The sequence below is a fragment of the Pseudoalteromonas obscura genome (assembly GCF_030135505.1).
Classification (GTDB): Bacteria; Pseudomonadota; Gammaproteobacteria; order Enterobacterales; family Alteromonadaceae; genus Pseudoalteromonas; species Pseudoalteromonas obscura.
This window is the reverse complement of record NZ_JASJUT010000014.1, coordinates 76649-103038: the sequence shown is the minus strand read 5'-3', so window position 1 is coordinate 103038 and position 26390 is coordinate 76649. Positions and strand designations below refer to the sequence as shown.

Genomic DNA, 26390 nt, shown 5'->3' with positions numbered 1-26390 from the left:
TCCTAATTGTATCAAAAGGGGCGACAATTGTTAGAACGTATACGATTATTTTTGGCAAGCCTAGACACACAATCACAGGCACAAGCTCCGCTGGACTTTGCCACTGCATTGGGCGCATTGATGGTTGAGGTAATGAGAGCGGATAACGAAATCGCGCCTGACGAGCTCACAATGATTGCAAAACTATTGCGACAACACTGCCAACTATCTGAGCAAAGCAGTGAACTTATTCGTACTGAAGCTCAGCGATTGGTTGATGACGCGATAGATCTACATCGATTTGTCAAAGTAGTTAATGACCACACCGATGAAGAGGAGCGCATTGAAGTCATTGAGTTACTTTGGATGGTTGCCTTTGCTGACGGCAAATTAGACCCGCAAGAAGATTACACTGTGCGCAAGTTAGCAGGCCTTATGTATGTTGCGCATGGCGACTTTATCGCCGCCAAGCTCAATGTCAAAGAAGTGTTAGGTTTGGCAGATTAGTGCGTCACTGCCCCTGCTTTAAGTTCATTTTGACAAGATTGAATTGCCTCTTTGATCATAAAATTCACCAAGGTTGGAGAGATGTGGTACATCTTGGCGATTTCTTTTTGCTTTAAACGGCCATCGCGGTAAAAGCTGACAACGTTTTGGTGGCGTTTAGATAGCTTGCCAATGGTGTTATTCACTTTATCTGACAGTTGTGCATCGATATATTTTTCTTCGATATTTGAACTTTCGTCGTCAAACTGCTCTGTTTGAATAGACTCTAAATCGACAAGGGATTCGCGATTTTGCTTACGGATCATATCAATCGCGATGTTTCTAGCAACTTGATAGCAATAGCTTTTGGTGTTTTTCACTTGGCAATCTTGGCACTTTGACATACCGGATAAGCGTAGAAAAGTATCCTGTAAAGCGTCCTCAGCCAGATATGGGCAGCGTAGGATATTGTTCAAATAAGCCAATAATTTCGCTTCATTCTCAGCAATCACTTTAGACCACTTGTTGCACAGCTGCACTGTATTTACTCCTATTTGTCCTAAAAGTTTATCCGTAATAGATAATGCGAATAATTATCACTATTATGTTATTTTGATCTTCTATTAGCAGTCAAGTCTTTTGTGTGGTTTTACTAATTAAAAGCAAATTAACCACAGAGCAAAGAAGTGGTGGTTCTAGCAACTTTCGTTATCAAAAATGCAATAATTGGTTTTGTTATTTTCTTTGGTTTTTTGCGGTTTTATTCGTCTTGGGTGCACGGCATTAAATTTTTAACCGTGATTAAGAACTGAAGGAAAGTTATGAAGTTAAAATCTACATTAATACCTGTTATGGCTGCTTGCACCTTAGCAGGCGGTCATATCTCTGCTCACGAAAGTACTTCGACGATGAGCTTGAGCGAGGATGTTAAAATTACGCGCACCCAGCACGGTGTTCCGCACATTCAAGCTAAATCTCTATTTGGTTTAGGCTATGGTAATGCCTACGCACAGGCACAAGATCATGCATGTATTTTGGCGGATGGTTATGTACGTGTAAAAGGTGAGCGCGCCAAGTACCTAGGACCACATAAAAACGGTCAGGACAACTTTTTTGTAAGCCTAGATTTAGGCTATAAAATTATTGATTTACATGGTCGAGTGGAGCGGGAATATACCAACCTGTCGGCAGATACTCGTGCGTTAGCAGATGGATTTGCAGCAGGTTATAACCAGTATTTACAAGATGTGAATTCAGGTAAAGCTACATTGGCACCAGCCTGTAGTGGCCAAGCTTGGGTAAAACCTATCAGCGGTGTTGATGTGGTTGCATCCGTATTAGCCTCTGCGGTACAAAACAGCATTGGCCGCTTGTTAGTGCAAATCTTACAGGCGAATCCGGGTACTGGTAACGAGTGGCTGCCAACTATCGCCAAGCAGGAGAGCAAGCAATCACAGCCATGGCTCATGGCAAGCAATACCAACTACCAACCAAAACAGCTAACACAGGGTTCAAATGGTTGGGCAATGGGTCATGAAGTGACAGAGAATGGTCGCGGCTTGCTTTTGGCAAACCCACACTTCCCATTTAACGGTAATTTACGATTTTGGGCGAACCATGCAAGTGTTGAGGGGGACTTTAGTACCATGGGTGCCTCAGTGGTTGGCGTGCCTGGTATCGTCAATATTGGTTTCAATCAAGATTTGGCATGGACCCACACTTACTCTTCAGCCCGACATGAAGTCATTTATCAGCTAGAGTTAAATCCTGCAAACCCGCTGCAATACAAATTTGATGGTCAGTGGGTCGATATTGAAAAGCAGCAGGTCAATGTAGAAGTGTTGACGCCGATGGGTGTGTTAACCATGAAAAAAGATTACTTCACTACGCCAATTGGCTATGTTCTTGAAGATCAGCAAAACTTTAAATGGGATAGCAAAAATGCCTATGTAGTACGCGATACTAACCTCAATAATTTGGAGGGGATAGATCACTGGTTGGCTATGAATCGTGCATCAAATCTTGATGAGTTTATCGATACATTCAAAACACTAGATGGTTTGGCATTTAACAACACACTCGTGGCAGATAAACACGGCGAAGTATTTTATATCGATGATTCTAATGTACCTGATCTGCCTGCGGTGGGTGAAGAGCTACTGCGCTCACATCCTGTGATTTCTGAAGTGTATAAGAAAACCCGTTTGGCTGTACTACCGGGGACCAGCAGTGCATTAGTATATCAGCAAGAAGTTCCTTACGAGCGTGCGCCTAAGTTGCGCCGCAACGACTATGTACTCAATGCCAATAACTCATACTGGCTGACAAACCTAAAGGAAAAGCTCAGAGGTTATTCTCCACTGTACGGTCACGTTGATTACAAGCAAACTCGTCGTACTCGCTACAATTTAAACTTGATGCGCTTTGCACGAGGTGCCGATGGTAAGTTTGACCGCCACGAGTTGGAAAACATTGTAACGGGTACTAGTGCATCATTTGAGTTGTATAAACCAACTGTGATGGCAACGTGTGCTTTGTACGCAGGACAAACTATCGCCGTGACAGAGACATTGAGCATGCCTGTGGATCCCACCTGTAAGGCATTCGCAAAATGGGACGGTAAATTCAATGCAGACTCTGTATCAGCACCACTGGCGAAAGAGTTCTTTAGTTTATTAGAAGATGAAGATCTTTTAATTCAATTTAATTCTGCCTTCCCAGCCGTGACACCGAGCATTGTTAAAGCAGAAAAGTCGACACTGGTTAAGCTTCTCGCTGCCAGCAAGCAGCTAGAAAATGCAGGTTTTGCCATTGATGCGCCATTGGGTGAGTTACAGTACTTGCAAAAAGGTGAACGCCGCATTCCTTGGCCAGGTGCAGAGCATAACAGTGGTGGTTTCAATATTTACTCAACTACCAACGCCATGGATTTAACCTCGTTCGCACCACAATATGCTGCGCCAATGAAAGAAGTACTTAATGAAAACTGGACAATAAGTACAGGTTTAAGTACCGATGGTTACCCTATTAACTATGGTTCTAGCTGGATGATGGTTGTCGGTTTTGACGAGCATGGACCACAAGCACGTGGCCTGTTGACTTATTCGCAGAGTAATAATCCAAACTCGCCGCACTTCACAGATGCGAGTGATCATTATGCTGCGGGCAAAGGGTTAATTGATTTGCCGTATACCGATGCTCAGATCAAGCAAAATAAAGTCAGCGAAATCACACTTAGCGTGAAAAAAGACTAAAAATCCTAGACTGTCGCGCGTCACAGTGGCGACAGTCTAATTTTTGGAAAAATGTGATGAGTTTTGACAACGAAAACGGCACTTTTAAAGTAATCATTAACCACGAAGAACAATACTCTTTATGGCCGAGTTATAAGACGATCCCAGGTGGCTGGCAAGACACGGGCGTAAGCGGTGATAAAGCAACTTGTCTAGAGTATATCAAAACCCATTGGACGGATATGCGTCCTTTGAGTCTGCGCCAAGCGATGGCGTAAGTAATTAGGTTATTAAGTGATATTGGAACTGGCAATTAGGTGACATGGGATACCCATATCTCGGTAGGCTGGATTTCACTATCGCTTCATATCGTCACCAAGCGAGTTTCTACCTCAGAAACAATCACTATTTAAGCGCATCATACAACAGTTCAGCTACCGGGTATTAACCAATATGCGCACAGCTAGTTATATCTCATGGAGTAAATCATGACCGCCATTACCATCATGGATCATTTAGCGCAACATGCCGCGCATCAGCCGGATAAAACAGCGCTGGTATGTGTTGATAAAAAAGCACACACGCCATGGAGCTATGGAGAGCTTTACGCGCATAGCCTTATGGTTGCGAGCCATATTCAAAAACACGCCAAAGCGGGTGACAGAGCACTGATCTTGATGGATACAGGAATTGAGTATGTGGCGAGCTTTTTAGCCTGCCAATATCTCGGTGTAACGGCCATACCCAGCTTTCCACCTGAATCGACCAAAGCACAGCATATTGCGCGCACAGTAGGTATAGCTGAAGATTCAGAAGCCGCAGTGGTACTGACAACAGCACGTTTCACCGCGACTGTAGAGGCGTTAGTGGAGCAGGTTAGTGGCAGCAAGATGATGGTCATTGACGAGTGTTGTGAACAAGCAGAACAGGTAGAACGTCACCCTGCGCAATCTGACGAAATTGCATTTTTACAGTATACCTCTGGGTCTACAGCCAAACCCAAAGGAGTGATGGTCAGCCATGGCAATTTACTGGCCAATGAAAAAGCCATTGCCGAGGGGATGCAACTTACTGAGCAGGATGTATTGGTAAGTTGGTTGCCTCTATTTCATGATATGGGTCTCATTGGGGGGTTATTACAGCCAATTTATACAGGCTATAAGTTGGTGCTTTGCTCACCTCGTTATTTTATGGAGCGCCCTGCACGTTGGTTGCAACTCATTGATCAGTACCAAGCAACCATCAGTGGTGGGCCTGATTTCTCATATCGATTGTGCATCGAACGTATCAAAGATAAGCAAGTAGCTGACCTTAATCTCAGTAGTTTGCGTGCATTTTTCTCAGGTGCAGAGCCTATTCGTCATGACACGCTACTCAACTTTGCTGACAAATATGCCCCGTTGGGCTTTAAGGCAAGTGCCTTGTACCCTTGTTATGGTTTGGCGGAAGGCACGTTATTTGTCACCGGAAGTATTCCCTCTCAAGGTGCGGTTATCAAGGCGTTTGACAACCGCTCATTGGCGTCAGGTAAAGCTATTTTGCAACACGCACAAGATAGCAGAGATACACGAGATTACAGCCATCAAGTGAGCTGTGGTGTGGCAGCCAGTGAGCACCAAGTACGTATCACTTGCCCATCGAGTTACGATGAAGTTGCAGAAGGCGGAATTGGTGAAATCTGGGTCAGCGGCCCAAGCATCGCATTAGGTTATTGGCGAAACGAACAGGCCACACAAGAAACGTTTGTAGAACATATTGGTAAGCGCTGGTTAAGAACCGGTGACGTGGGTTACGTTTACGCTGGGCAGCTATATATATCGGGCCGTCAGAAAGATTTGATCATCATGAATGGCCACAATGTATATCCACAAGATATTGAGCGCGCGATAGAAGATGCGTTGAGTTTTGTGCGCCAGGGTCGTGTGTCGGCCTTTCCAGTGCCCAGTGAACAAAGTGGCGAGGGCATTGGCATTGCGATTGAAACGGCCAATGTGTATCGCAATGAGGTGCCAGCGGAGCAAACCGCGCTGATTGTCAGAGACTTTATCATTGAGCAATTTGGAAATTGTCCTGAGCTGGTATTGCTACTTGACCAAGGTGGGCTGCCAAAAACATCAAGTGGTAAATTGCAGCGCAGTGCATGTATGAAGTTGTTGAACGACGATAAATTGGCAACTTATGGCGTCTTTACGCTTGCACACTTGCAGCAGTTATCAACTTGCCACGGTGGGGACGATCAAACAGAGTGGGATGAGCTAGCGCGCGGCTTAGCAGACATATGGCAAAACGTGCTGCGCTACCCAGTTAATCACAATGAGATAGACTTTTTTGCCCTAGGGGGCAGTTCAATAAAAGCGGCTTTATTGCTGGCAAAAGTGCAGGAAACGTATCATTGCCAAATAGATCCAACCGCCGTTTTTGCAGCGCATAAATTTGGCGATTTCTGCCAATTGGTACGTGACAGTATCGCCACGGGTGAGCAGCAACATGCTATCCCTGCACTGGCACAAAAAGCCTATCCACTCAGTGCCCAGCAGCAAAGACAATTATTCCTTTGGCAGCTTGAGCCGCTGAGCAGCGCCTATCATATTGGCGCAAGCTTAACGCTACATGGAGACATACATGAAGCGCACTTACAAGCCGCAGTTGCTCATGTTTTAGCGCAGCAAGGTGTATTGCGCCACGCATATGGAAAGGATGAGCACGGCCAGTGGCAGCAGCAAGTAACACCGCAAACGCTTAATTGGCAGTGTGTCGATCACAGTCAACAGCACGACTCAGCACAAACCAGTGTATGGCGCCAAGCTTTTTACCAGCAGCCATTTGCACTTGAGCGTGGCGAAAACTTCAGAACAGCACTGGTCAAGCAACCGGAAAACCGCTATCAGCTGGTATTAGTTATGCACCATATTGCCAGTGATGCGTGGAGTTTTGACTTGGTATTGGCTGATATCAGCCGTAACTATCAGTTGATGTGTGAAGGTAAAGCACTGCCAACAGCATCTTCTAAAGTGAATTATGGTGATTTTTCTGCTTGGCAGCAGCAGTGGCTAACAAGCGTTGACGCGCAAAAGCAATTGACCTATTGGCAAGCGCAATTACAAAGCAACGACGATGAAGAGTTACTTGTTCCTCAACATCCAAGGCAAGCGAATGGACCTGCGCCAATGCAAAGCCAAACGGTGCAGCTATCATATCAAGAAGTTGAAAAGTTACAGGCACTTGCTCATAGTCACGGCGCGAGCTTGTTCATGTTATTGCTCAGTAGTTTACAGGTATTTTTCTACCGCTACACTGGTAAGAGCAAGCCGCGTATCGGTGTACCGGTTGCCAACCGTCGCAGTTCAGAATTGCACTCTTTGATGGGCTTTTTCATCAATACCTTGGTGCAGCGCAACGAGCTGTCGGCGCAGCAAAGTTTTATAGAGGTGTTGTCTGCAACCAAGGTGCATGCCATCAATGCACAAAAAAATCAGGACTTGCCATTTGAAAAGCTGGTCGAGGTGATAAACCCTGATCGCAGCCTCGGGCAGAATCCACTGTTTCAAGTGATGTTTAATCACCTTGAACAAGATGTGCAACAAGCACTGGATTTACCCGGTGTTGAGGTTGAAGAAGTGGTGGCGCTGCAAGAGCAAGCGCAATTTGATCTAAGCATCGATTCACGCCTACTCAATAGCGGTGAGCTCATACTAGAGTTTCAGTACAATGCAGCGCTGTATAACACTGAGTATATGCAAGCCGTGACGTCGGCATTTGTTGTGCTATTGAACGAGATCGTGACTGCGCCACACAACGCAATTGGCAATTTGGCCATTCACTCTCAACAAGCAGCTGCCTTACAGTTGGGCCAAGGTGAAGGAATTAGCTTACCGGATACATCTTGGCTGCAAAATATCAGTGATCTTGCACAGCGAGATCCCACGCGTACTGCTGTGATATTTAATGACCAACACTACAGCTTTGAATGGTTAGAGCATACGTCAAATCGTCTGGCTCATGGCTTAATTGAAAAAGGGTTAGGCATTGAGTCCGTGGTTGGGGTAATGCAAAGCCGTAAGCCATTGATGCTGGCGAGCACCTTAGCCTGCTTGAAAGCAGGTGCTGCGTATTTGCCACTGGATAAACAATTCCCAGCAGATAAATTACAGCACATGCTCAATGACAGTGGCTGCCAAGCTATTATCAGTGACGAAGTTCAATTGGCGGTTGCTTTCGAAGGCGCATTGTTATCACCGCAAACTCTCTTGAGTGAGCAGCACCAACACATATCACTCCCTGAGGTTGAGCATCATGCAAATCAAACTGCTTATTTAAATTATACCTCGGGCTCAACAGGCAAGGCGAAAGGTGTGGCAATCGAACTGGGTGCACTTGCGCACTATATCGAGTCAGCTAAGCGCTTTATTAATTTGCAAGCGAATGATGTGGTATTGCAATTTGCCACAGCAAACTTCGATGCATTCGTCGAGCAGTTATTCCCAACTTGGGCTGTGGGCGGTGCAGTATTGCTGCGTGGTGATGCGCTTTGGGATGCCGATACCCTTTACCAACAGGCACAAAAACATGATGTCGCTGTGATGGATTTAAGTGCTGCTTATTGGCGCAGCATCAGCGCGAGTTGGGCACGCAAAGCACAGCAGGCGGCATTGAGCTTGCCAAAACTACGTCAAGTTCACTCTGGAGGTGAAGCCATGTCTGTCGCGGGGATCCAAGACTGGCAAAACACCGGCTTGTCTCATGTGCGGTTATTAAACACTTATGGACCGACAGAAATCGTGGTAGAGGCTGCGATCCACCCCTGCCAAGACTTTACTGCACGCGAGGGTCAATCAGTGCCGCTAGGCCATGCTTTGGCGGGGCGTAAACTTTACGTATTGGATGACAACCTCGAAGTTGTTTCCAACGGGCAAATAGGTCAGTTGTATGTTGGTGGCGATATTTTAGCGCGCGGTTATTGGGCGCAGCCTGAGATGACGGCCACGCGTTTTATTGCAGATCCTTTCTGTGATGAGGGCGCACGTATGTATGCCACGGGTGATTTAGTCAGTTGGCAAGGCAATGACTTGATGTATCACGGTCGTAATGACCATCAGGTGAAAGTACGTGGCTTTAGAGTAGAGCTGGGCGAAATTGAACAGCACCTAAGCCAGTTGCCTGAGGTGGAGATGGCAGTCGTAGTCACTGAACAGCAAGCCCATGGCCTAGGATTGATAGCTTATATTCAAAGCGCCAAATTCGCAGATGACACATTCGCTGACAAGCTAAAAAGAGCATTAAGTGAGCGCTTGCCAACCTACATGGTGCCGGGCGACATCATAGTGTTAGAAAAACTCCCAGTTAACGCCAGTGGCAAACTGGAGCGTCAGCAGTTACCAAAAGTAACGCGAGCCGCACAGCAGGTCGAGCTTGCCCAGAATGGAACCGAGCAGCTCATCGCGGATATTTGGCAAAAGCACCTTAAAACTGAAGATATCGACAGGCATGCCAACTTCTTTGATGTTGGCGGTCACTCGCTGCTGTTGATGGCCGTGTATGAAGAGTTGAAGCTTCAATACCCTAACTTACAAATGACGGAGCTGTTTGCCCATCCGAGTATAGCCAGTTTGGCCGTGTTACTCGGTGGAGCACAATCTAAATCAGCCTCGGTTACCACCAATAAACCAACTGGCGCGAAACAAAAACGCGGCATGGGCGCGATTGCAGCGCGTAAAAGAAAAGCAAGAGAATCATAACAATGTCAGAAAGTAATTATAGTGAACTAGATATTGCCATCGTCGGTATGGCAGGTCGTTTCCCGGATGCACAAAACGTCGATGCGCTGTGGGAAAATGTGCGTGACGGGCACTGTGCAGTGCAAGATTTAGACGACGAGACACTACGAGCGGCGGGCGTAAGCGAGGAAGATCTAGCACATCCTGATTATGTAAAACGCGGTATTCCATTTTCTGGCATGGCGCAATTTGATGCCGCATTTTTTGGTTATACGCCAAAGGAAGCGGCGCAGCTTGACCCACAGCAACGGGTATTTTTGCAAACTTGTTGGCATGCGTTGGAGCATGCAGGTATTACCACTGGGAACAGTAACTTCACTGGTGTGTTTGCCGGTTGTGGTGTGCCTGCGTACTTGTTACAGAACTTACTCGGGGATAGCCAACAAGACATCACTAGCTTGTTGGCGCTGACCAATGGCAATGATAAAGACTCTTTGGCAACTCGAGTGAGTTACGAACTGGATCTAACGGGCCCGGCTGTTACAGTACAAACTGCGTGTTCAACGTCTTTAGTCGCGGTGCATATGGCATGTCGCTCTCTGCAAAACTATGAGTGTGATTCGGCACTGGCAGGTGGTGTTTGGCTCAATTTAAATCATCAACAAGGCTACCATGCCCCTGCGGGTGGGAGCTTATCACCATCTGGGCAGTTGAGCGCATTTGGTGAACACGCCGATGGGATCCTAATTGGTAGTGGCAGTGCGGCGGTTGTACTTAAGCGCGTTGAAGATGCGATTGAGCAAGGTGACAATATACTTGCGGTGATCAAAGGCTCAGCCATTAACAATGATGGTAAAGAAAAAGTAGGCTATACCGCGCCAAGTGTGACAGGTCAAGCTGGCGCCATTGAAGCGGCGCTCGAATTTGCTGATATTGAGCCAAGCTCGGTTGGCTATATTGAAACCCATGGCACAGGTACAACTTTAGGCGACCCCATCGAAATTGCCGCGTTGAGCCGCGCTTATGGGCAGTGTGACAAGCAACAAATCGCAATCGGTTCAATCAAAGCCAATATCGGTCACTTGGACTCGGCTGCGGGGGTTACTGGGCTTATCAAAGCGGTACAAGCACTGCGTCACAAAATGCTACCCCCGAGTTTGCACTGCGAGCCTCTAAACAGCAAGATTGACTTTGCCAACAGCCCATTTTACGTCAATACCCAGTTGCAGCCATGGCACAGTGACTCGGCACGCCGAGCTGCGGTCAGCTCATTGGGGATGGGTGGAACTAATGCCCATGTCATTTTAGAAGAATACAATGCACCTGCGGCTTCTTACGATCAATCTACGCCATGGCATATCTTACCGCTCTCTGGTAATGCGCAATCATCCCTTGAGGCACAGCGACAAGCCCTAGCGATTAAACTTCAACAAAGTTCAGATAACTTAGCGCTGATCGCAGCACAATTGCAGCATAATCGCACCGCACACACTGTTCGTCATGCGGTGGTTGCCGACAGCGCAGAGCAGGCACAGCAGTTATTGATGCGCGATATTCACGGTGACAAAACCTGCGCGGTTCAGGTGGCGTTGATGTTCTCCGGTCAAGGTTCACAATATGTCACGATGGCCCAGCCACTGTTAAAACATGTTCCAGAATTCAAACTTCAGTTTGACGCGGTTGTCGCATTATTTGATGCTGGTTTACAAGATGAGCTACGCCGTGTCTTTACCCCAAATGATGATGAGGTGCTAGCAGCTAATCAGTTACTTGGGCAAACCCGCGTGACGCAACCTGCATTATTTGTCGTGGCCTATGCGATGGCTAAGTGTTATCAAGGGCACGGCATCCATATTGAGGCTATGTTGGGACACAGTGTTGGCGAGTATGTGGCAGCGTGTTTGAGCGAAGTGATGAGCTTGGAAACAGCTGTAAAGCTAGTGACAGCCCGTGGTGAAGCGCTGCAAAAAATGGCGCCAGGAGCGATGCTTTCAGTGATGAGTGATGCGCCAAGTTTGCAGCCCTATTTAAATGATCAGTTAGATATTGCAGCTTGCAATAGTCCGAGTAATACGGTTGTAGCGGGCAGCAAAGAAGCCATAAAAGCGTTGCAAAGTGAGCTAAAAGCCGCTGATATCAGCGTGACGCGACTCCATGTGTCCCATGCTTTCCACAGTCACCTTACTGAGCCTGTGTTGGAAGAGTTTTCTGAGGTCCTCAAACAGGTGCAATTACATGCCCCACAAACACCGTTTGTTTCAAATGTTACAGGCACTTGGATCACACCAGAGCAAGCGACATCGCCTCAGTACTGGCTTGATCATATTCGCCAAGCGGTGAACTTTGTCGATGGCGTGAAAACCCTAGCCGCACAATGTAACGTGCTGATAGAAGCTGGCCCGGGAGATACCCTACAAAAGTTGGCTGCACAATCAGTGAATGAGGATGTCACGGTCTTAAATTCGATTGCTCATGCGCGAGATTTAAAAGCGCCAGTGCCTCCCTTTGTGAAAACGCTGGCAAAATTGTGGCAATTGGGCGTCGAGGTCAACTGGTCACAGGTTTCTGCACATCCACACAATACAGAAATCGCCTTTCCAGCATACCAGTTTGATACAACAGAGTACTGGGTTGATGCTAAAACTAATACGACATCGGCTGTATCTGTCAGCACCAGTGCTGGGCCTGAGCTGCTAGCACCAATTTGGCAGCAACAACTTAATTCTGCCGCATTGGCCCCGAACTTAGAGGGCGAAAAAGTGGTGATGATTGCCACCGACGCACCACTGTGTTCACTGATAAGTGCAGCACTGGTTGGCTCTGGTGCAGCAGTGACTGTGGTTTGGCAAGGCGAATCATTCAGTGCCCTTGAGCAGGGGCAATACCGTGTAAATTGCCAAGACCAAAGTCAGTTGAATGAGCTGCATGAGCAACTTGGCGGCTTCGATCGCATAGTGGATTGCCGTTTGTTAGACGCGCAAAGCTGTGGTTATCAACTTCTTCTACCTCTTGCTAAGTGGTTACTGGGCCAAGGCACAATGCAGTGGACTGTGGTTGCGAGTGAGTTATTCAGCGTGCTGGGGGAAGAAACGGTATCGGCAGACAAGGCAACTGCACTGGGTATCACACGAGTGATAGGCATGGAACAGGCTGCCATTCGTTGTCAATTGCGAGAAGTGTCTGCTGCACAGCGCGATGCAACACAATCAAATATTGCAATGCAGCTGGTTGAGGATCTGGGCAATGACGCAACCGAAGTTGCGTACCGTGGGCGCCAGCGCTTTATTCTGACTGAGCAAGTAGTGCCAAAAGCGGATGCTTTGGTAAACTCAGTATCGACGCCAGTGACCTTTATCACTGGTGGATTGGGCGGGGTTGGTCTGGTATTGGCTAACTTATTGGTGGCACAAGGCCACGCTGTTATCTTGCAAACTCGCGGTGAGTTTCCTGCAAGTGAGCGTTGGTCTGAACTATTGAGTGGCGATGACGTCGATGACAAGCTGGCGAACCAGATCCGTGCTTTACAATCACTTAAAGCCAATGGTGCGCGTGTCGCTGTCGTTACGGCGGATGTACTTGATATTGCCAGTTTAAATGTCGCAATTAGCCACGCGGAGCAGTCTCTTGGCCGTATCACTCAAGTGATCCACGCCGCAGGATTACCTGGTGGCGGGATGCTTGCTCAAGTATCCGCTGAGCAGGCTGCACAAAGTATGGCTGCGAAAACTCGCGGTACTGATAATTTGTTGGCTGCGTTTAAAGCTCACAGTCTTGAACGTATGATTTTGTGTTCATCACTGGCGTCAGTACTCGGCGCTATGGGTCAAAGTGACTATTGTGCAGCCAATAGTTACCTCGATGCCGTCGCGATGCAGTCACATCCTTTCTTAGTGCAGTCGATTAATTGGGATGCGTGGGCAAATATTGGTATGGCAGCAGGACACAGTGTCGGTGAAGACTTTGGTATTAATGAGGCCGCAGCGCAAATTTTACTAGCGGGTATTGCGCAATCGAAAGCGTCGCAATTGTATGCGGCAAGTTTATCGTGGCAAGCGCGTGCAGATAAAGTTGCAGAACTAACGGAAAAGTTAATGCAAGCAACCACCTCAGTACCGAAAGGCCACAAACGCCCTGACTTAGATACGGAGTTTGAAGCACCAGAAAGCGAGTTAGAGTTACAACTTGCCGCGATATGGGGAGAGTTTTTAGGCTTTGATGAAATTGGCATTTTTGACAACCTATTCGAGTTAGGCGGCGACTCCCTTATCGCCATTCAAATGTTGGCGAAAGTTAAACAGCAGTTTGCGGTAGAAATCGAGCCTGCAACCTTTTTTGAAGATCCCAATTTAGATAATCTCACCTTCCTGATCGAAGAGCAGTTGCTCCAAGAGTAAGCGAATATTCGCGACACATATGACACTTTTTTGGAGGCCTTTTTGGCCTCCTGCTTTATTTTTTTCCTTTCCCAACGTCTAGCTGGCATCGAGAGCAATTTTACCAACACATCAAAGCAAAATTCGATGTATCTACCACAGTCATCAATTCAAACTCATCAGCCCAAAAAGACAGCTTGTCTGTTTTTTGCCGCTGCATGTGGTTGTGGATGAGAGTAGGTATTTGGCCAAAACATATTGCAATACGGTTGAGTTAGAGCGCAGTGAGCCGCTCAACTTTGAGCGAATAAATCAAATTAGCAGTGCACAATAATAGATAGTCAGGTGGGATCAGCATGAGCGAGCAAAAGCGTAGAAGAAGACGCGAGCGCGGTGGCGCATTAACTGAAGAGCAGCAACTAAAATTAAAAGCTAAGTTGGCAGACAGTCAGGCAAGAGCGCAACAAAACCAGTTAGAGATCCGCCAAGACAGAGCTGCAAAGGTCCCGTTAACACCGGCTCAACAGAGATTGTGGACTGCGTGGCAGCTAGACCCTGAAGACAGTGTGTACAACTTAGCTGGTACACTGACTTTTCAAGGACAATTAAATAAAGCTTGGGTACAAGCTGGATTTACCCACTTGGTTGCAAAACACGGTATCTTGAATAGCCGATTTAGTGTTGAGCACGACACCACAGTGCAGCAGCTACAAAGCGAGAGCGCGTTTACCTTTGTTGATGTGCCTAGCCAATCGGATAGTGCACAACAGGCATTCGAAATTGCCGATCAACCTTTTGACTTGACTGCTGAGCCACTATTGCGAGTGGCGCTATTAGAGTCACAAGGGGAGTGCACTTTATTAGTGGTGATGCATCATATTGTGACTGATGGTACATCAATGCAGCAGCTGTTTAATGAATTTATTCAAGCCTATGCTTTATTGCAAAACCACCAAAGTTTACCTGAGGTTGAACCCAAAGCCGATTATTTAGATTATGCCTTATGGCTTGCCAAGCAGGATCACACTGAACTGCTTGAAAAGCAGTTGGCAGGTTGGCAATCAGCGCTTGGCGATGACTTTGAACCTTTAAGGTTGCCCGCAAATAGCCTCGCAAGACAAGGTGGCAACTATCCGATCACGACACAGTCTCTCACTTTGCCAACGGCGCTTTGGCAGCAAGTGCAAGCACTCACTAAACAACACCAAGTGACGCCTTACCTTGTTTTGCTCAGTGCATTTCAATACTTGTTGCACCGCTATAGTGATCAAAGTGATGTTAAAGTTGGGGTGCCAATTGCCAACCGCCACCATGCACAAACACATGGATTAATTGGTTTTTTTATCAATACTCAAGTGGTGAGATTGGAAGTTGATCCGCAAGATAACTTTGCAACGTTACTGGAAAAAGCCAAGTCATTTTCACAATTTGCGCAAGCAAATCAGGATTTGCCATTTGAACATTTGCTGGATGCTATCAAGCCGCCGCGTAGTACCGGCAGTCACCCATTATTTCAGGTCATGTTCAACTACTTAAAGCGTGATAAAGGTGCTATGGATGCACTGCAAGGGGTCTCGCTCAAAGATACCCAAGCGCTGCGTTTTTCGATGCCGTTTGACCTGCAATTGGATGTGATCGAGGAAGTGACAGGTGCAACCACCTTGCACCTGTATTACGCCAACACCTTATATAGCGAAGCGTTTGCTAAGCATTGTTTGGATGAACTTGCAGCCTTGCTCTTGGCGGTATCAAACCACCCGAGCGCTCCACTGCAATACTTAGACTGGTACCCACAGCATAGACAGCAATGTTTAGAGGCATTTTCCGAAGGTGCTGCGGCTTTTCCTTGGCAACACTCAATCCCTGACATCATCAGCGAGCAAGCGCAAAAAACGCCTCAGCACAGTGCTTTGATCTTCGCTGGCGAACACCTCAGTTACGCCAAATTTGAACGATATACCAATCAGTTAGCAAACTGGTTAATTGCTCAAGGTGTTGGCAGGGAAGATCAAATTGGGGTGTACTTTGATCGTAGTTTCGAAATGGTCATTGCCTTAATAGGGGTGATGAAAAGTGGCGCAGCGTATGTGCCTCTAGATCCTAATTTACCTGCCGACCGCGTTGACTATATTGCCCAAAATAGCACCTTTAAACTGGTACTGGGAAATCGGGACGGTGCACAGTTTAATGTACCCTATTTTAATTGGTCTGAACTTACAAAAACGCTGACATCTCAAGAGGATGCATATCCAAGTGTGACCATTTTACCTGAGCAAGCCGCTTACGTTATTTATACCTCTGGTTCGACTGGTAAACCAAAAGGCGTGATCAACAATCATCACGCACTATACAACCGTATCAGCTGGCAAGATCAAGCTTATCCAATTGGCAGTGAAGATCGCGTATTGCAAAAAACACCTTATGGATTTGATGTGTCTGTGTGGGAGTTTTTCTGGCCATTAATGCGCGGCGCAACCCTCGTCGTAGCGGAGCCTGAAATACATAAAGAACCCCGCGAATTGGCATTGCTTATCAAAGCTCAGCAAGTCACTTTGTTGCACTTTGTTCCCTCAATGTTACAGGCCTTTATCAGCGAACCAAAGGCCTCACACTGCGACAGCATTCGCCATATAATTTGTAGTGGTGAAGCATTGCCGGCAGCACTACAGGCAGATGCTTTAAAGCTATTGCCTGACCTTGAAATTCACAATTTATATGGCCCTACTGAAGCTGCCATCGATGTCAGCTATTACGAATGTGACGGCCATGCCGATAAAGCTGTACCAATTGGTAAGCCTATCGCAGGGTGTGAACTTTGGGTGCTTGATCAGCAACTAAACTTAAGCCCGATCGGTGCTGTTGGTGAGTTGTACATCGGCGGTATCGGTTTGGCTCGAGGCTATGCAAACCGTCCAGATCTCAGCGCTGAGCGCTTTGTTGCCAATCCATTTGCGACAGATGGCAGTCGTTTGTATCGCAGTGGTGACTTAGTGCGTTGGAGTGAGCAGGGCGAGCTTGAATATCTAGGGCGAACCGATCATCAGGTTAAGATCCGTGGTCTGCGTATTGAGCTGGGGGAAATTGAAACCCAGCTGTTTGCACAGCCAGGAGTAAAAGAAGCGGTCGTGGTTGCTATCGAGGGTCCAAATGGTGGTGCTCGATTGGCTGCTTATGTAAGCGGTGAGTTACTGGATGACAGTCAATTACAACAGGGCTTGAGTGACGCATTACCAGATTACATGGTGCCAAGTAGCATTATGGTCATGGAGTCTCTACCACTGAGCAGCAATGGTAAGGTTGACCGCAAAGCGTTGCCTGAACCGATATTGCAAACACAAACAGCCTATCAGGCACCGCAAGGTGAGCGCGAGGAATTGCTGTGCCAAACTTGGCAGCAAGTGCTTGGGCAAAGCCCCATAGGTCGTGATGACAACTTCTTTGCACTGGGTGGTGATTCCATTCTCAGCCTACAAATTGTTGCTGCGATGCGCCAGCATGGATTTGCTTTAAGTGCCAAGCAAGTCTTTGAGGCACCGACGATAGCGCAATTGGCTGTCGAACTGAGTGAACTCAGTGATGAAGATAAAATCCCGCAAATGGTCAGTGGTGCGGTACCACTACTGCCCATTCAGCAGGCCTACTTTGCAAGACAGCCAAGCAATGTTAATCACTGGAACCAAGCAATCCGTTTGATACCGCCTGCGCCAATTACCTTGGCTGCACTCAATGAGAGTGTACAAGCTTTGATAAAACATCACGATGGCTTGCGTTTGCAATATCAACATCAAGGGACGTGGCAGCAGACATATCGCGACTATGACGAAGCTGATTATCGTGAAGTGGTGTGGTATCAAACCACCACCGACGAAGCATTTGACGCGTACTTAGCAAATGCTGTAGAGCAGGCCCAAAGCAGTTTAAACATTCAGCGCGCCGACTCACTACGGGTGCTGTATGTCCACAGTGAGAGTCGTCAGGCATTGATTTTAATTGCTCATCACCTAGTCATTGATGGTGTATCGTGGCGAATTTTAGTCGATGACTTGCTGCAAGGCATGGAGCAGGGGGCTGCTGGCAAGTCGATTGCGCTGCCATTAAAGAGCCATAGTTATCAATATTGGGCGCAGCAGATCCAAGCTTATCCAAGCAGCCACGACAGTGAATTTGAACTTTGGCAAAACCAGCACAGCGATGCGCTTGCATTGCCAAACTTTGTCGCTGAAGGCGATGACACCATGCACAGTGCCCAAACCATTCAAGTGGCATTGAGTGAAGAGCAAACCCAAGCGTTATTATCGCAGGCGCAGCGTCCATATCGCACGCATATTGACGAATTATTGTTGGCGTCATTAAGTGTGGCCCTTAAACAGTGGACCGGCAGCAACGAAGCACAGGTCTTTTTAGAAGGCCACGGCCGTGAACCGTGGCAATCTCAGCTTGATTTAAGCCGTACCTTGGGGTGGTTCACCGCACTATATCCGGTGAAATTGACCAACCACCATGAAATTGCAGACACCATTATTGCCGCCAAAGAGCGTTTACGTGCCATGCCAAACAAAGGTATTGGCTATGGTGCGTTCAAATATTATGGCAGCGATGCACAGCAACAAGCACTGCACACTGCGCGCAAGCCACAAATCGAATTTAACTATTTAGGCCAGCTTGATGCCAATTCACATGGGCAATTGGCGGATTGGCAAATGAGCACAGATGGCGTCGGCAGCAGCATTGCCGCGCAAAACCCACTCAGTGCGGATATCGCTATCAATGGCGCAATTCAAAAGGGGGTGCTGAACATGGCCATCACGTACAGTGGTGCCTGTTTAGAACAGTCTGATATGGCGGAGTTTGCCCAGCGCCTCGAGCAGGCGTTGACACTGGTGATTGCGCACTGCTGCGACGCCAATGCACGCTTGACTCCAGCGGATTTACCGCTGTTATCCTTGAGCCAAACAGAGCTAGATGCGCTGCCTATTGCACAGCAAACCGTGTCCAGCATTTATCCGCTCTCAGCCATGCAGCAGGGCATGATGTTCCACTCGATGGTTGAGCAAAGTGCCGCGTATTTAAATCAGTTGCGACTGGATATCAGTGGTCTTGATGTCACGCGCTTTAAAGCGGCATGGCAGCAAGTGGTAGATAGACATGATGCGCTGCGCACTGGGTTTATTTCCACCACATCGCAACAGTTACAATACGTGGTGGCGGGCCATCAAATTGCCTTTAATGAGCTGGATTGGCAGTCAGAGCCGACAAAGTCGACTGCGCCATTGGCTCATTCAATTTTAGAGCAAGGCTTTGCGGTGACCGAAGAGGTGGGCTTAATGTCGTTCACTCTAGTTCAGCAAGGGCCACAGCAGCATCACTTTATTTGGACCTATCACCATATGCTGCTCGATGGCTGGAGTAGCACCGCGGTGTTGGCTGAAGTCATGATGGCATATCAAGGCCAAGCCTTGCCACAGCCTGGGGGCCAGTATCAAGATTATCTTGCATATCTTGCCAAGCAAGATGACGCGGCGGGTGATGATTATTGGCAGACTAGACTCGCACAGTTAAACGACGCCTCTTATCTGACTGAACTGCAAAGTCGTGATGCGCTGGACAGTAATTTAGGGTATGCGCAGCACACATTACAGCTTGATGAGCAGCAAGCGGCGCAATTACAGCGTTTTGCGCAGCAGCAAGAGATCACCGTTAACACCGTACTGCAGGGCGCGTGGTCACTGTTATTGGGTCGTATGTTGAATAAATCATCGGTGTGTTTTGGTGCAACGACATCAGGTCGACCGGCCGATCTTGCGGGCAGTGACAGCACGGTGGGGTTATTTATCAATACCCTGCCAGTGATCAGCACACTGGACAATGAACAGCTTGTTGGACACTGGCTCAAAGCCCGCCAACAAGACAGTATGCAAAGCCGCGAATTTGAGCATACACCTTTGTATCAAATTCAAAAACTGGCTGACGGACAAGTGAGCTTTGATCAGCAAGGCCTGTTTGACAGCTTATTAATTTTTGAAAACTATCCAATTTCAGAGACATTAGGTGCCAATAAGCTAGGTGGGACAGAGTTTTCTCTGGTTGAGAACCGCGAAGAAACCAATTATCCACTGACAGTATTTGTAGAAACGGCTCAAGGGCTGACGATTAACTTTGCTTACCAAGGTTGGCGTTTAAGCGCTGAGTTTGTGGTGCATCTTGCGAGTAATTTGGCGCGCCTACTTGAGGCACTGCAAACGCAAGTTGAACAACCTCTTGGGCACATTCAATTGCTCGATGACACCACTCAAACTGAGGTGAAGCAACTCGGTGTTGGCTCAACACAACCCCTGCCTAGCAGCGATGCATTGGCAATGTTTGAAGCGCAGGCAAAGCAAACTCCTCAGGCAATTGCGGTACAAAATGAGCAAGGTCAGCAGCTCAGCTATGACGCACTGAATGGTCGAGCAAATCAATTGGCGCAGGTGTTAATCGCCGCAGGGCTGAGCACTGAAATGCCTGTGGCTGTCAGCATGACCCGTGGTATTGAGATGATTGTCGCGATACTAGCGGTAGGCAAAGCAGGTGGTGTGTATGTGCCAATCGCGGTGGAGCTGCCAGAAGAGCGCCGCGATTATATCTGCCAGCACAGTGGCGCTAAGTTTGCAATTACTAATACAGAGGTATTCTTTGCTGATGATGTGACCTGTTTAAATATCGCGGATCTGCCACTGGCATCATATGACAATGGCAACCTCGATGTGCAGCGTCATCACCATCAACTGGCATACACTCTCTATACCTCAGGTTCCACAGGTTTACCAAAAGGTGTGGCAATTAGTCACGGGAACCTGATTAATTTCTTGTTGGGCATGCAGCAGCAATTGGGCGTAGATAGCGCCCTCAATGCATTGGCATTAACCTCATTGTCATTTGATATCTCTGGGCTGGAAATTTATCTACCACTGATAAGTGGTGGTACGGTCACTGTGGCACAAAATGCCTCGACGCTGAGCTCTGCGTTATTGGCCGATCAAGACTTAATACAAGCCACCCCAGCAGGTTGGCGCAGCTTGTTAGAGCTTAATTTATTAACTCATGTGTCAGGCAAATTGGCCTTGTGTGGCGGTGAAGCCTTGCCTGCAGAGTTGGTCAATGACGTGGCGGCAACGGGGGTCACACTTTGGAACATGTACGGACCGACGGAAACCACCATTTGGTCAAGTTGCTATCAAGTGACACAGACCCCAGTGCATTTAGGTGATGCCACTTTAAATACTCAACTTTATGTGCTGGATAACCAATTAAACCTGTGTCCACAACAGGTGGCTGGTGAGCTGTACATTGCCGGTCTCGGCCTTGCCCGTGGTTATTTATCTCGCCCTGAACTCAGCGCTGAGCGTTTTGTGGCAAACCCGTTTGCGGATGATGGCAGCCGTATATATCGCACGGGCGATCTGGTACGTTGGAACCAACATGGTCAGCTAGAATATTTAGGCCGTACTGATCATCAAGTGAAGATCCGCGGTTACCGCATTGAGTTGGGCGACATTGAAGCCCAGCTGTATCGATGTGAAGGGGTCAGTGAAGCGGTTGTCGTTGATGACAACAGCACGGGCACAACACAGCTAGTAGGCTATGTGTCTGGTAAAGCGCTAGAGAGTGAAATTATTAAAACGACCATTGCCCAGTGGCTACCTGACTACATGGTACCGGCACTGGTGATGACGTTGGATGAAATGCCGCACAACAGCAATGGCAAAATCGATAGAAAAGCATTGCCAGCGCCGCACTGGCAGAAAACCCAGAGGTATGCCGCCCCACAGACAGAGACCGAGTCACGCTTAGCTGCTATTTGGCAGTCAGTATTAGCTGCGGAGCAAGTGGGTCGTGATGATAATTTCTTTGCATTAGGCGGAGATTCTATCAAAGCACTGAGCGTGGCTAGCCAAGGTAACCAATCAGGACTTAATTTTGAACTCCCTCAGCTACTGAGTACGGGCAGTCTTGCCCAATTAGCGGCTTTGATTGATGACAATGAGAACAGTACCAAGCCGGCGCTACTGCGTCAGACACAGAGGTACTCTGGGCTGTCGTTTGCCGAGCAGCGTCAGTGGTTCTTGTGGAAGCTATCACCACAGAGCAGTGCGTATCACATTAAAGGCGGCTTGATGTTGCAAGGGATACTCAATTCAGAGGCACTACAAAGTGCGTTGGACTTTGTCAGCAATCGCCATGATGCGCTGCGCACTGTGTATGTCGAAGATAAAGATGCGCAGGTATCACAGTTTATCGCACCGATTGGTCAATGTGCATATCATGAGTTTGATGCGTCCAATGACGCGGACAGTACTGCATGGCGTGCGGATTTCGTGGCTCAGCCATTTGTGTTGACCCAAGGCAACCTGTTCAGAGTTGGCCTTATAAAGCACAGTGATACACAGCATGAACTCGTGGTTGTGATGCACCACATTATCTCTGATGCGTGGTCACTACAGATCATCATCGACGATTTTGCACAGGCATATCGCGATGCGCTATCTGGTAAGGTGTTATCTATCGACACTGCGAGCGTGCGCTACAGCGATTATGCACAGTGGCAGCGGGCTTGGTTAAATGATGAGGTTAAAGCTGAACAGCTCAGCTATTGGCATAGCGTCATTGGTGATGATTTATCTGCGTTGCGTCTGCCAAGCGATGTTTCGACGCAACAAAGTAGCTATCAAGCTGTTACTGAGCAAATTCAGTTAGATGATGCGTTAAAAGCAGCTTTGGCTGACTATGCTAAAGCTAACAACACCAGTTTGTTTAATGTATTAATGACGGCACTGAAGGTATTGTTGCATCGCTACAGTGGGCAATCAACCATTCGAGTGGGTATGCCAATTGCCAACCGTCATAAAGCGGGGACTGAATCTCTAGTTGGTTTCTTTGTGAATACCCAAGTGATCACCACGCACCTCTCAGGCGATGTGTTATTGAGTGATGCACTTGAGCAGGTGAAAACACAGTTATTGGGCGCACAAGCGCATCAAGATTTACCATTTGAGCAACTACTAGATAGCCTTGACTTAGACCGTGACCTAGAACAGCCTTTGTTCCAAGTGATGATCAACCATCAACGCGTCGATGGTGAGGCGCTGCTTGCGCTGCCTCAGTTAGATGTGAGCCCAGTATTGATTGCTGCCAGCGAAGCGCAGTTTGAATTGGTGCTAAACTGTTATGAAAACAGCGAAGGGCTCACCGATATTGAGTTTGAATTTGCCAAAGAGCGCTTTAGCCCGGCGCGCAGAGCCGAATTAGCCTGTGCGCTTAATTCGGTATTGTCTGCGTTAGTCGATAGGCAATCACAGCGCATTGCCGATCTCGTGTTACTCCCAGAAGTACAGCAAGTGCAGTTGCATGCTCTGAGTCAGGGGCAAGTGCATACGGCGGCAAATTTGGTCACGTCGCAATTAAGCACGATGACAAATCAATACCCGCACAATATCGCACTGAAATTTGCCGATACGGCATTGAGTTATCAGCAGCTTGCAGAGCGTAGTAACCGTTTGGCACATTATCTGTGTGCACAGTCTCATCCGGTTGTGGCGGTACGTTTTGCGCGTGGCATTGACATGGTGATTGCAGCTTTGGCTGTGCTGAAATCCGGTGCGACATACGTGCCGATTGACCCAAGTTTGCCGCTTGAGCGTCAGCAATATATTGCACAGCAAAGTGGCGCTGGTTTATTGCTGAGTGATGATATTTCCAGTGAGCTAATGGGTGTGCCTACCCATACATTGGATGAGTCTAAGCTCAGCGCTTATCCGACAACGGCACTCAGCAACACTATTTTACCGCAGCAAACGGCCTATATGATTTTCACGTCGGGTTCGACGGGGTTACCAAAAGGGGTCGCTGTATCTCATCAGGCTCTGGCAGATCATTGCTATGCCATGCAGCAGTATTATCACTATCAAGTAGGCGATCATGCTTTGCTATTCGCCTCAATGGGCTTTGATGCGGCGCTGGAGCAGTTGTTAATGCCATTGCAAAGTGGTGCACAGTTGAGTGTGGTGGACCCTAAATCTATGGGCCCAGATGTACTCGTCGAATTCGTTGAGGCTGAACAAGTCACCGTAGTGGACTTACCGCCTGCGTACTTACGTCATGTGTCAAAGTTGGACTCAGTGCGCCTATGTATTGTCGGTGGTGAAGGCTGGCATCAAGGTGACTTTAAGCTGGCTCAGCAAAGCTTGCCACAAGCGCAGTTTGTTAATGCCTATGGCCCAACCGAAGCCGTGGTGACACCGACGTTGTGGATGGGTGATGCCAAGTCTTCTGTTGATGGTCGCTACGTTCCGATCGGCAAGCCGGTCGGCAATCGAAACGTGTATGTGCTAGATAATGACCTGAATTTGTTGCCACAGGGTGCTGTGGGTGAGCTGTATATTGGCGGCAGTTGTTTGGCTGAAGGCTATGTGCAGCAAGCTGATTTAACCGCCGAACGGTTTGTGGCGGACCCGTTTAGTGACAATGGCACGCGACTGTATCGCACGGGTGATTTAGTGCGCTGGAATGCTCAGGCACAGCTGGAATACTTAGGCCGTGTTGACGATCAGATTAAAATTCGTGGTCACCGCATTGAGTTAGGTGAAATTGAGGCGCAGCTCAGCGCGCTCGATGGGGTGGCACAGGCGGTTGTTTTGGTGCAAACCCCGCAGGAGCAACCAGTGTTAGTGGCATTTGCAGTCAGTGATAAGCTGACAGGCAGTGCGCTGCAAGTTGCGCTACGCGAGCGGCTACCTGAATATATGATCCCGCAAGCCATTGAAATTGTGGCGCAGTTGCCGCTTAATCAAAATGGTAAGGTGGATCGTAAACGCTTACCGACACTTACACTGACCTCGGAGCAAGGTGCATTTGTGCCGCCACATGCGGGCCTTGAGCAGCAGGTAGCACAGATTTGGCAATCACTGTTAAATGCCCCGCAAGTGAGTCGACACGATAACTTCTTCGCATTGGGCGGAGACTCCATCAGTGCACTGCGTTTGGTGCCTAGAATTAACCAATTAGGTGATTACGGCATTGAAGTTAAAGATATTTTCAATGCACCGGATTTGGCGACTTTAGCCCAGTTGACTTCGCAGTCTGAGCCGGGGTCAGCGCGTTTAGCACTAGTGCCGGTCGAGCGAACACAGCTAATGCCGGTGTCAGCGGCGCAGCAAAGCTTGTGGCTGACGGATAGAATGAGTGATGCTGCGGATAAAGCGGCGTATAACATCGCGGGGGGCGTATCTCTAAGTGGTAAACTAGACATTCAGGCTCTTGAGCTGGCATTTAACCAGCTACTTGCTCGCCATGAAGTGCTGCGTACTCGCTTTGTGAATGTTGAGGGCGAGCCGCGCAGTGAAGTGCTTGAAAATGTACACTTCTCTATTGCTGTTGAGCAGGTTGAATGTGAGCAAATGGCGATGCAAATTCGCCGTGACTTTGAGCAGCTGTACTTTGATTTCAGCACTGCCCCATTGATGCGCGCAAAAGTGCTGCAAGTGGGGGCTGATAGCTATCAATTATTGGTGAGTATGCATCACATTGTCAGTGACGGATGGTCAATTGCCAACTTGGTACAAGAACTCGGTGTATTTTATGCAGAGCAGCTAGGTGACAGTAGTTTGGCAGAAGCGATGGCGCCGTTGGAAGTGCAGTACGCGGATTATGCCCACTGGCAAAATGCCCGTTTAGCATCCGACGAAGGAGCTCAAAACAACACATTCTGGCAGCAGCAGCTAGAGGCGGCACCACAGGTCACGACTTTACCGCTTCATTTCCCGCGCCCTGAGAAACCAAGCAGCCAAGGCGAACAGGTACGTTTTGATATTCAAGCTGATACAGCGTCGCAATTGCAAGCATTGAGCGAGGCGCATCAGGTTTCCTTATTTGCTTTATTAAAAGCCAGTTATATGGCGTTTTTGAGCCAGCAAACGGGGCAGCAAGACTTAGTGGTTGGCACGCCGATGGCAGGTCGAGGAACACTCTCGCTGGAGCCATTAATTGGCTATTTCATTAAGGTGATGCCACTGCGCGTAAAAGTCAGTGCAGATGATAGTCTTATCAGTTTGGCAAAGCAGGTTCAGCAGCAATTTTTAGCACTGCAAGATAACCAGCTACTGACGCTTGAGCGGATCATGCAATTGGTGGATACGCCGCGCCAAGCGGGCACTTCGCCAATCTTCCAGCAGTTATTTGTAATGCAAAATACACCACAGCCACACTGGCCTGTTGAAGGCATGGAGATCACTGAGCTGCCAAGTGGTGAAGTGAGCAGTAAGTTTGACTCAGGCATCTTCATTGAGCCGAGTGAAACTGGGTTTAGTGGTAATCTGGTATTTAAAACAGATCTCTACCTGAAAGACAGAATGGCGACCTTGGTCACTCAGTGGTTGAGTTTGTTGGATACTTTGGCAGCCAATCCTGAGCAAGCCTTACCCAGGCCTAAACGCAGTAGCGGCGCTAAAAAACGCAAGTCTGCCAAGTTTGGTAAATTGAAAAAGTAAGCTTATTTATTTAAACCCAAAGCCAAGATCACATGATGAACTTGGCTTTTTCATCTTCTTACTAGCCTTATACCAGCTCTTGGG

The 26390-nt window shown here is 47.9% G+C and carries 7 protein-coding genes; 6 read left to right on the top strand and 1 reads right to left on the bottom strand.

Annotated elements, in window-relative coordinates:
• The first annotated feature begins 27 nt into the window (after positions 1 to 27).
• Entirely contained in the window at positions 28 to 486 is a 459-nt protein-coding gene (locus QNM18_RS24095) for a tellurite resistance TerB family protein (protein ID WP_211012846.1), read from the top strand.
• Here the strand turns inward: QNM18_RS24095 and QNM18_RS24090 are convergent.
• Positions 483 to 1004, bottom strand: coding sequence for an RNA polymerase sigma factor (locus tag QNM18_RS24090; RefSeq protein WP_023401251.1), 522 nt, complete (start codon positions 1002 to 1004; stop codon positions 483 to 485). The two genes, QNM18_RS24095 and QNM18_RS24090, sit on opposite strands and share 4 nt — an antisense overlap.
• A gap of 282 nt (positions 1005 to 1286) precedes the next feature.
• Here QNM18_RS24090 and QNM18_RS24085 point away from each other — a divergent pair, with 282 nt between their 5' ends.
• The 5 genes from QNM18_RS24085 to QNM18_RS24065 all read left to right on the top strand — a co-directional run bounded on the left by QNM18_RS24085 (position 1287) and on the right by QNM18_RS24065 (position 26306).
• On the top strand, positions 1287 to 3719 hold the full coding sequence (locus QNM18_RS24085) for a penicillin acylase family protein (RefSeq protein WP_284138651.1): 2433 nt from the start codon (positions 1287 to 1289) through the stop codon (positions 3717 to 3719).
• A 56-nt stretch (positions 3720 to 3775) separates the two neighbouring features.
• Positions 3776 to 3976: an MbtH family protein gene (locus QNM18_RS24080; protein WP_211012844.1), complete on the top strand. Its 201-nt coding sequence runs from the start codon at positions 3776 to 3778 to the stop codon at positions 3974 to 3976.
• Positions 3977 to 4186: 210 nt separating this feature from the next.
• The gene (locus QNM18_RS24075) at positions 4187 to 9433 is read left to right on the top strand and encodes a non-ribosomal peptide synthetase (protein ID WP_284138650.1); all 5247 of its coding nucleotides are present in this window, start codon (positions 4187 to 4189) and stop codon (positions 9431 to 9433) included.
• Between the two features lie 2 nt (positions 9434 to 9435).
• Positions 9436 to 13806: a type I polyketide synthase gene (locus QNM18_RS24070; RefSeq protein WP_284138649.1), complete on the top strand. Its 4371-nt coding sequence runs from the start codon at positions 9436 to 9438 to the stop codon at positions 13804 to 13806.
• Positions 13807 to 14141: 335 nt separating this feature from the next.
• Positions 14142 to 26306, top strand: a complete 12165-nt coding sequence (locus QNM18_RS24065; RefSeq protein WP_284138648.1) for an amino acid adenylation domain-containing protein — start codon at positions 14142 to 14144, stop codon at positions 26304 to 26306.
• Positions 26307 to 26390 lie beyond the last annotated feature (84 nt).

Coding starts and splice junctions, on each gene's coding strand:
- QNM18_RS24080 (WP_211012844.1), top strand. CDS start 3,776: ATGAGTTTTGACAACGAAAACGGCACTTTTAAAGTAATCATTAACCAC.
- QNM18_RS24070 (WP_284138649.1), top strand. CDS start 9,436: ATGTCAGAAAGTAATTATAGTGAACTAGATATTGCCATCGTCGGTATG.
- QNM18_RS24085 (WP_284138651.1), top strand. CDS start 1,287: ATGAAGTTAAAATCTACATTAATACCTGTTATGGCTGCTTGCACCTTA.
- QNM18_RS24075 (WP_284138650.1), top strand. CDS start 4,187: ATGACCGCCATTACCATCATGGATCATTTAGCGCAACATGCCGCGCAT.
- QNM18_RS24065 (WP_284138648.1), top strand. CDS start 14,142: ATGAGCGAGCAAAAGCGTAGAAGAAGACGCGAGCGCGGTGGCGCATTA.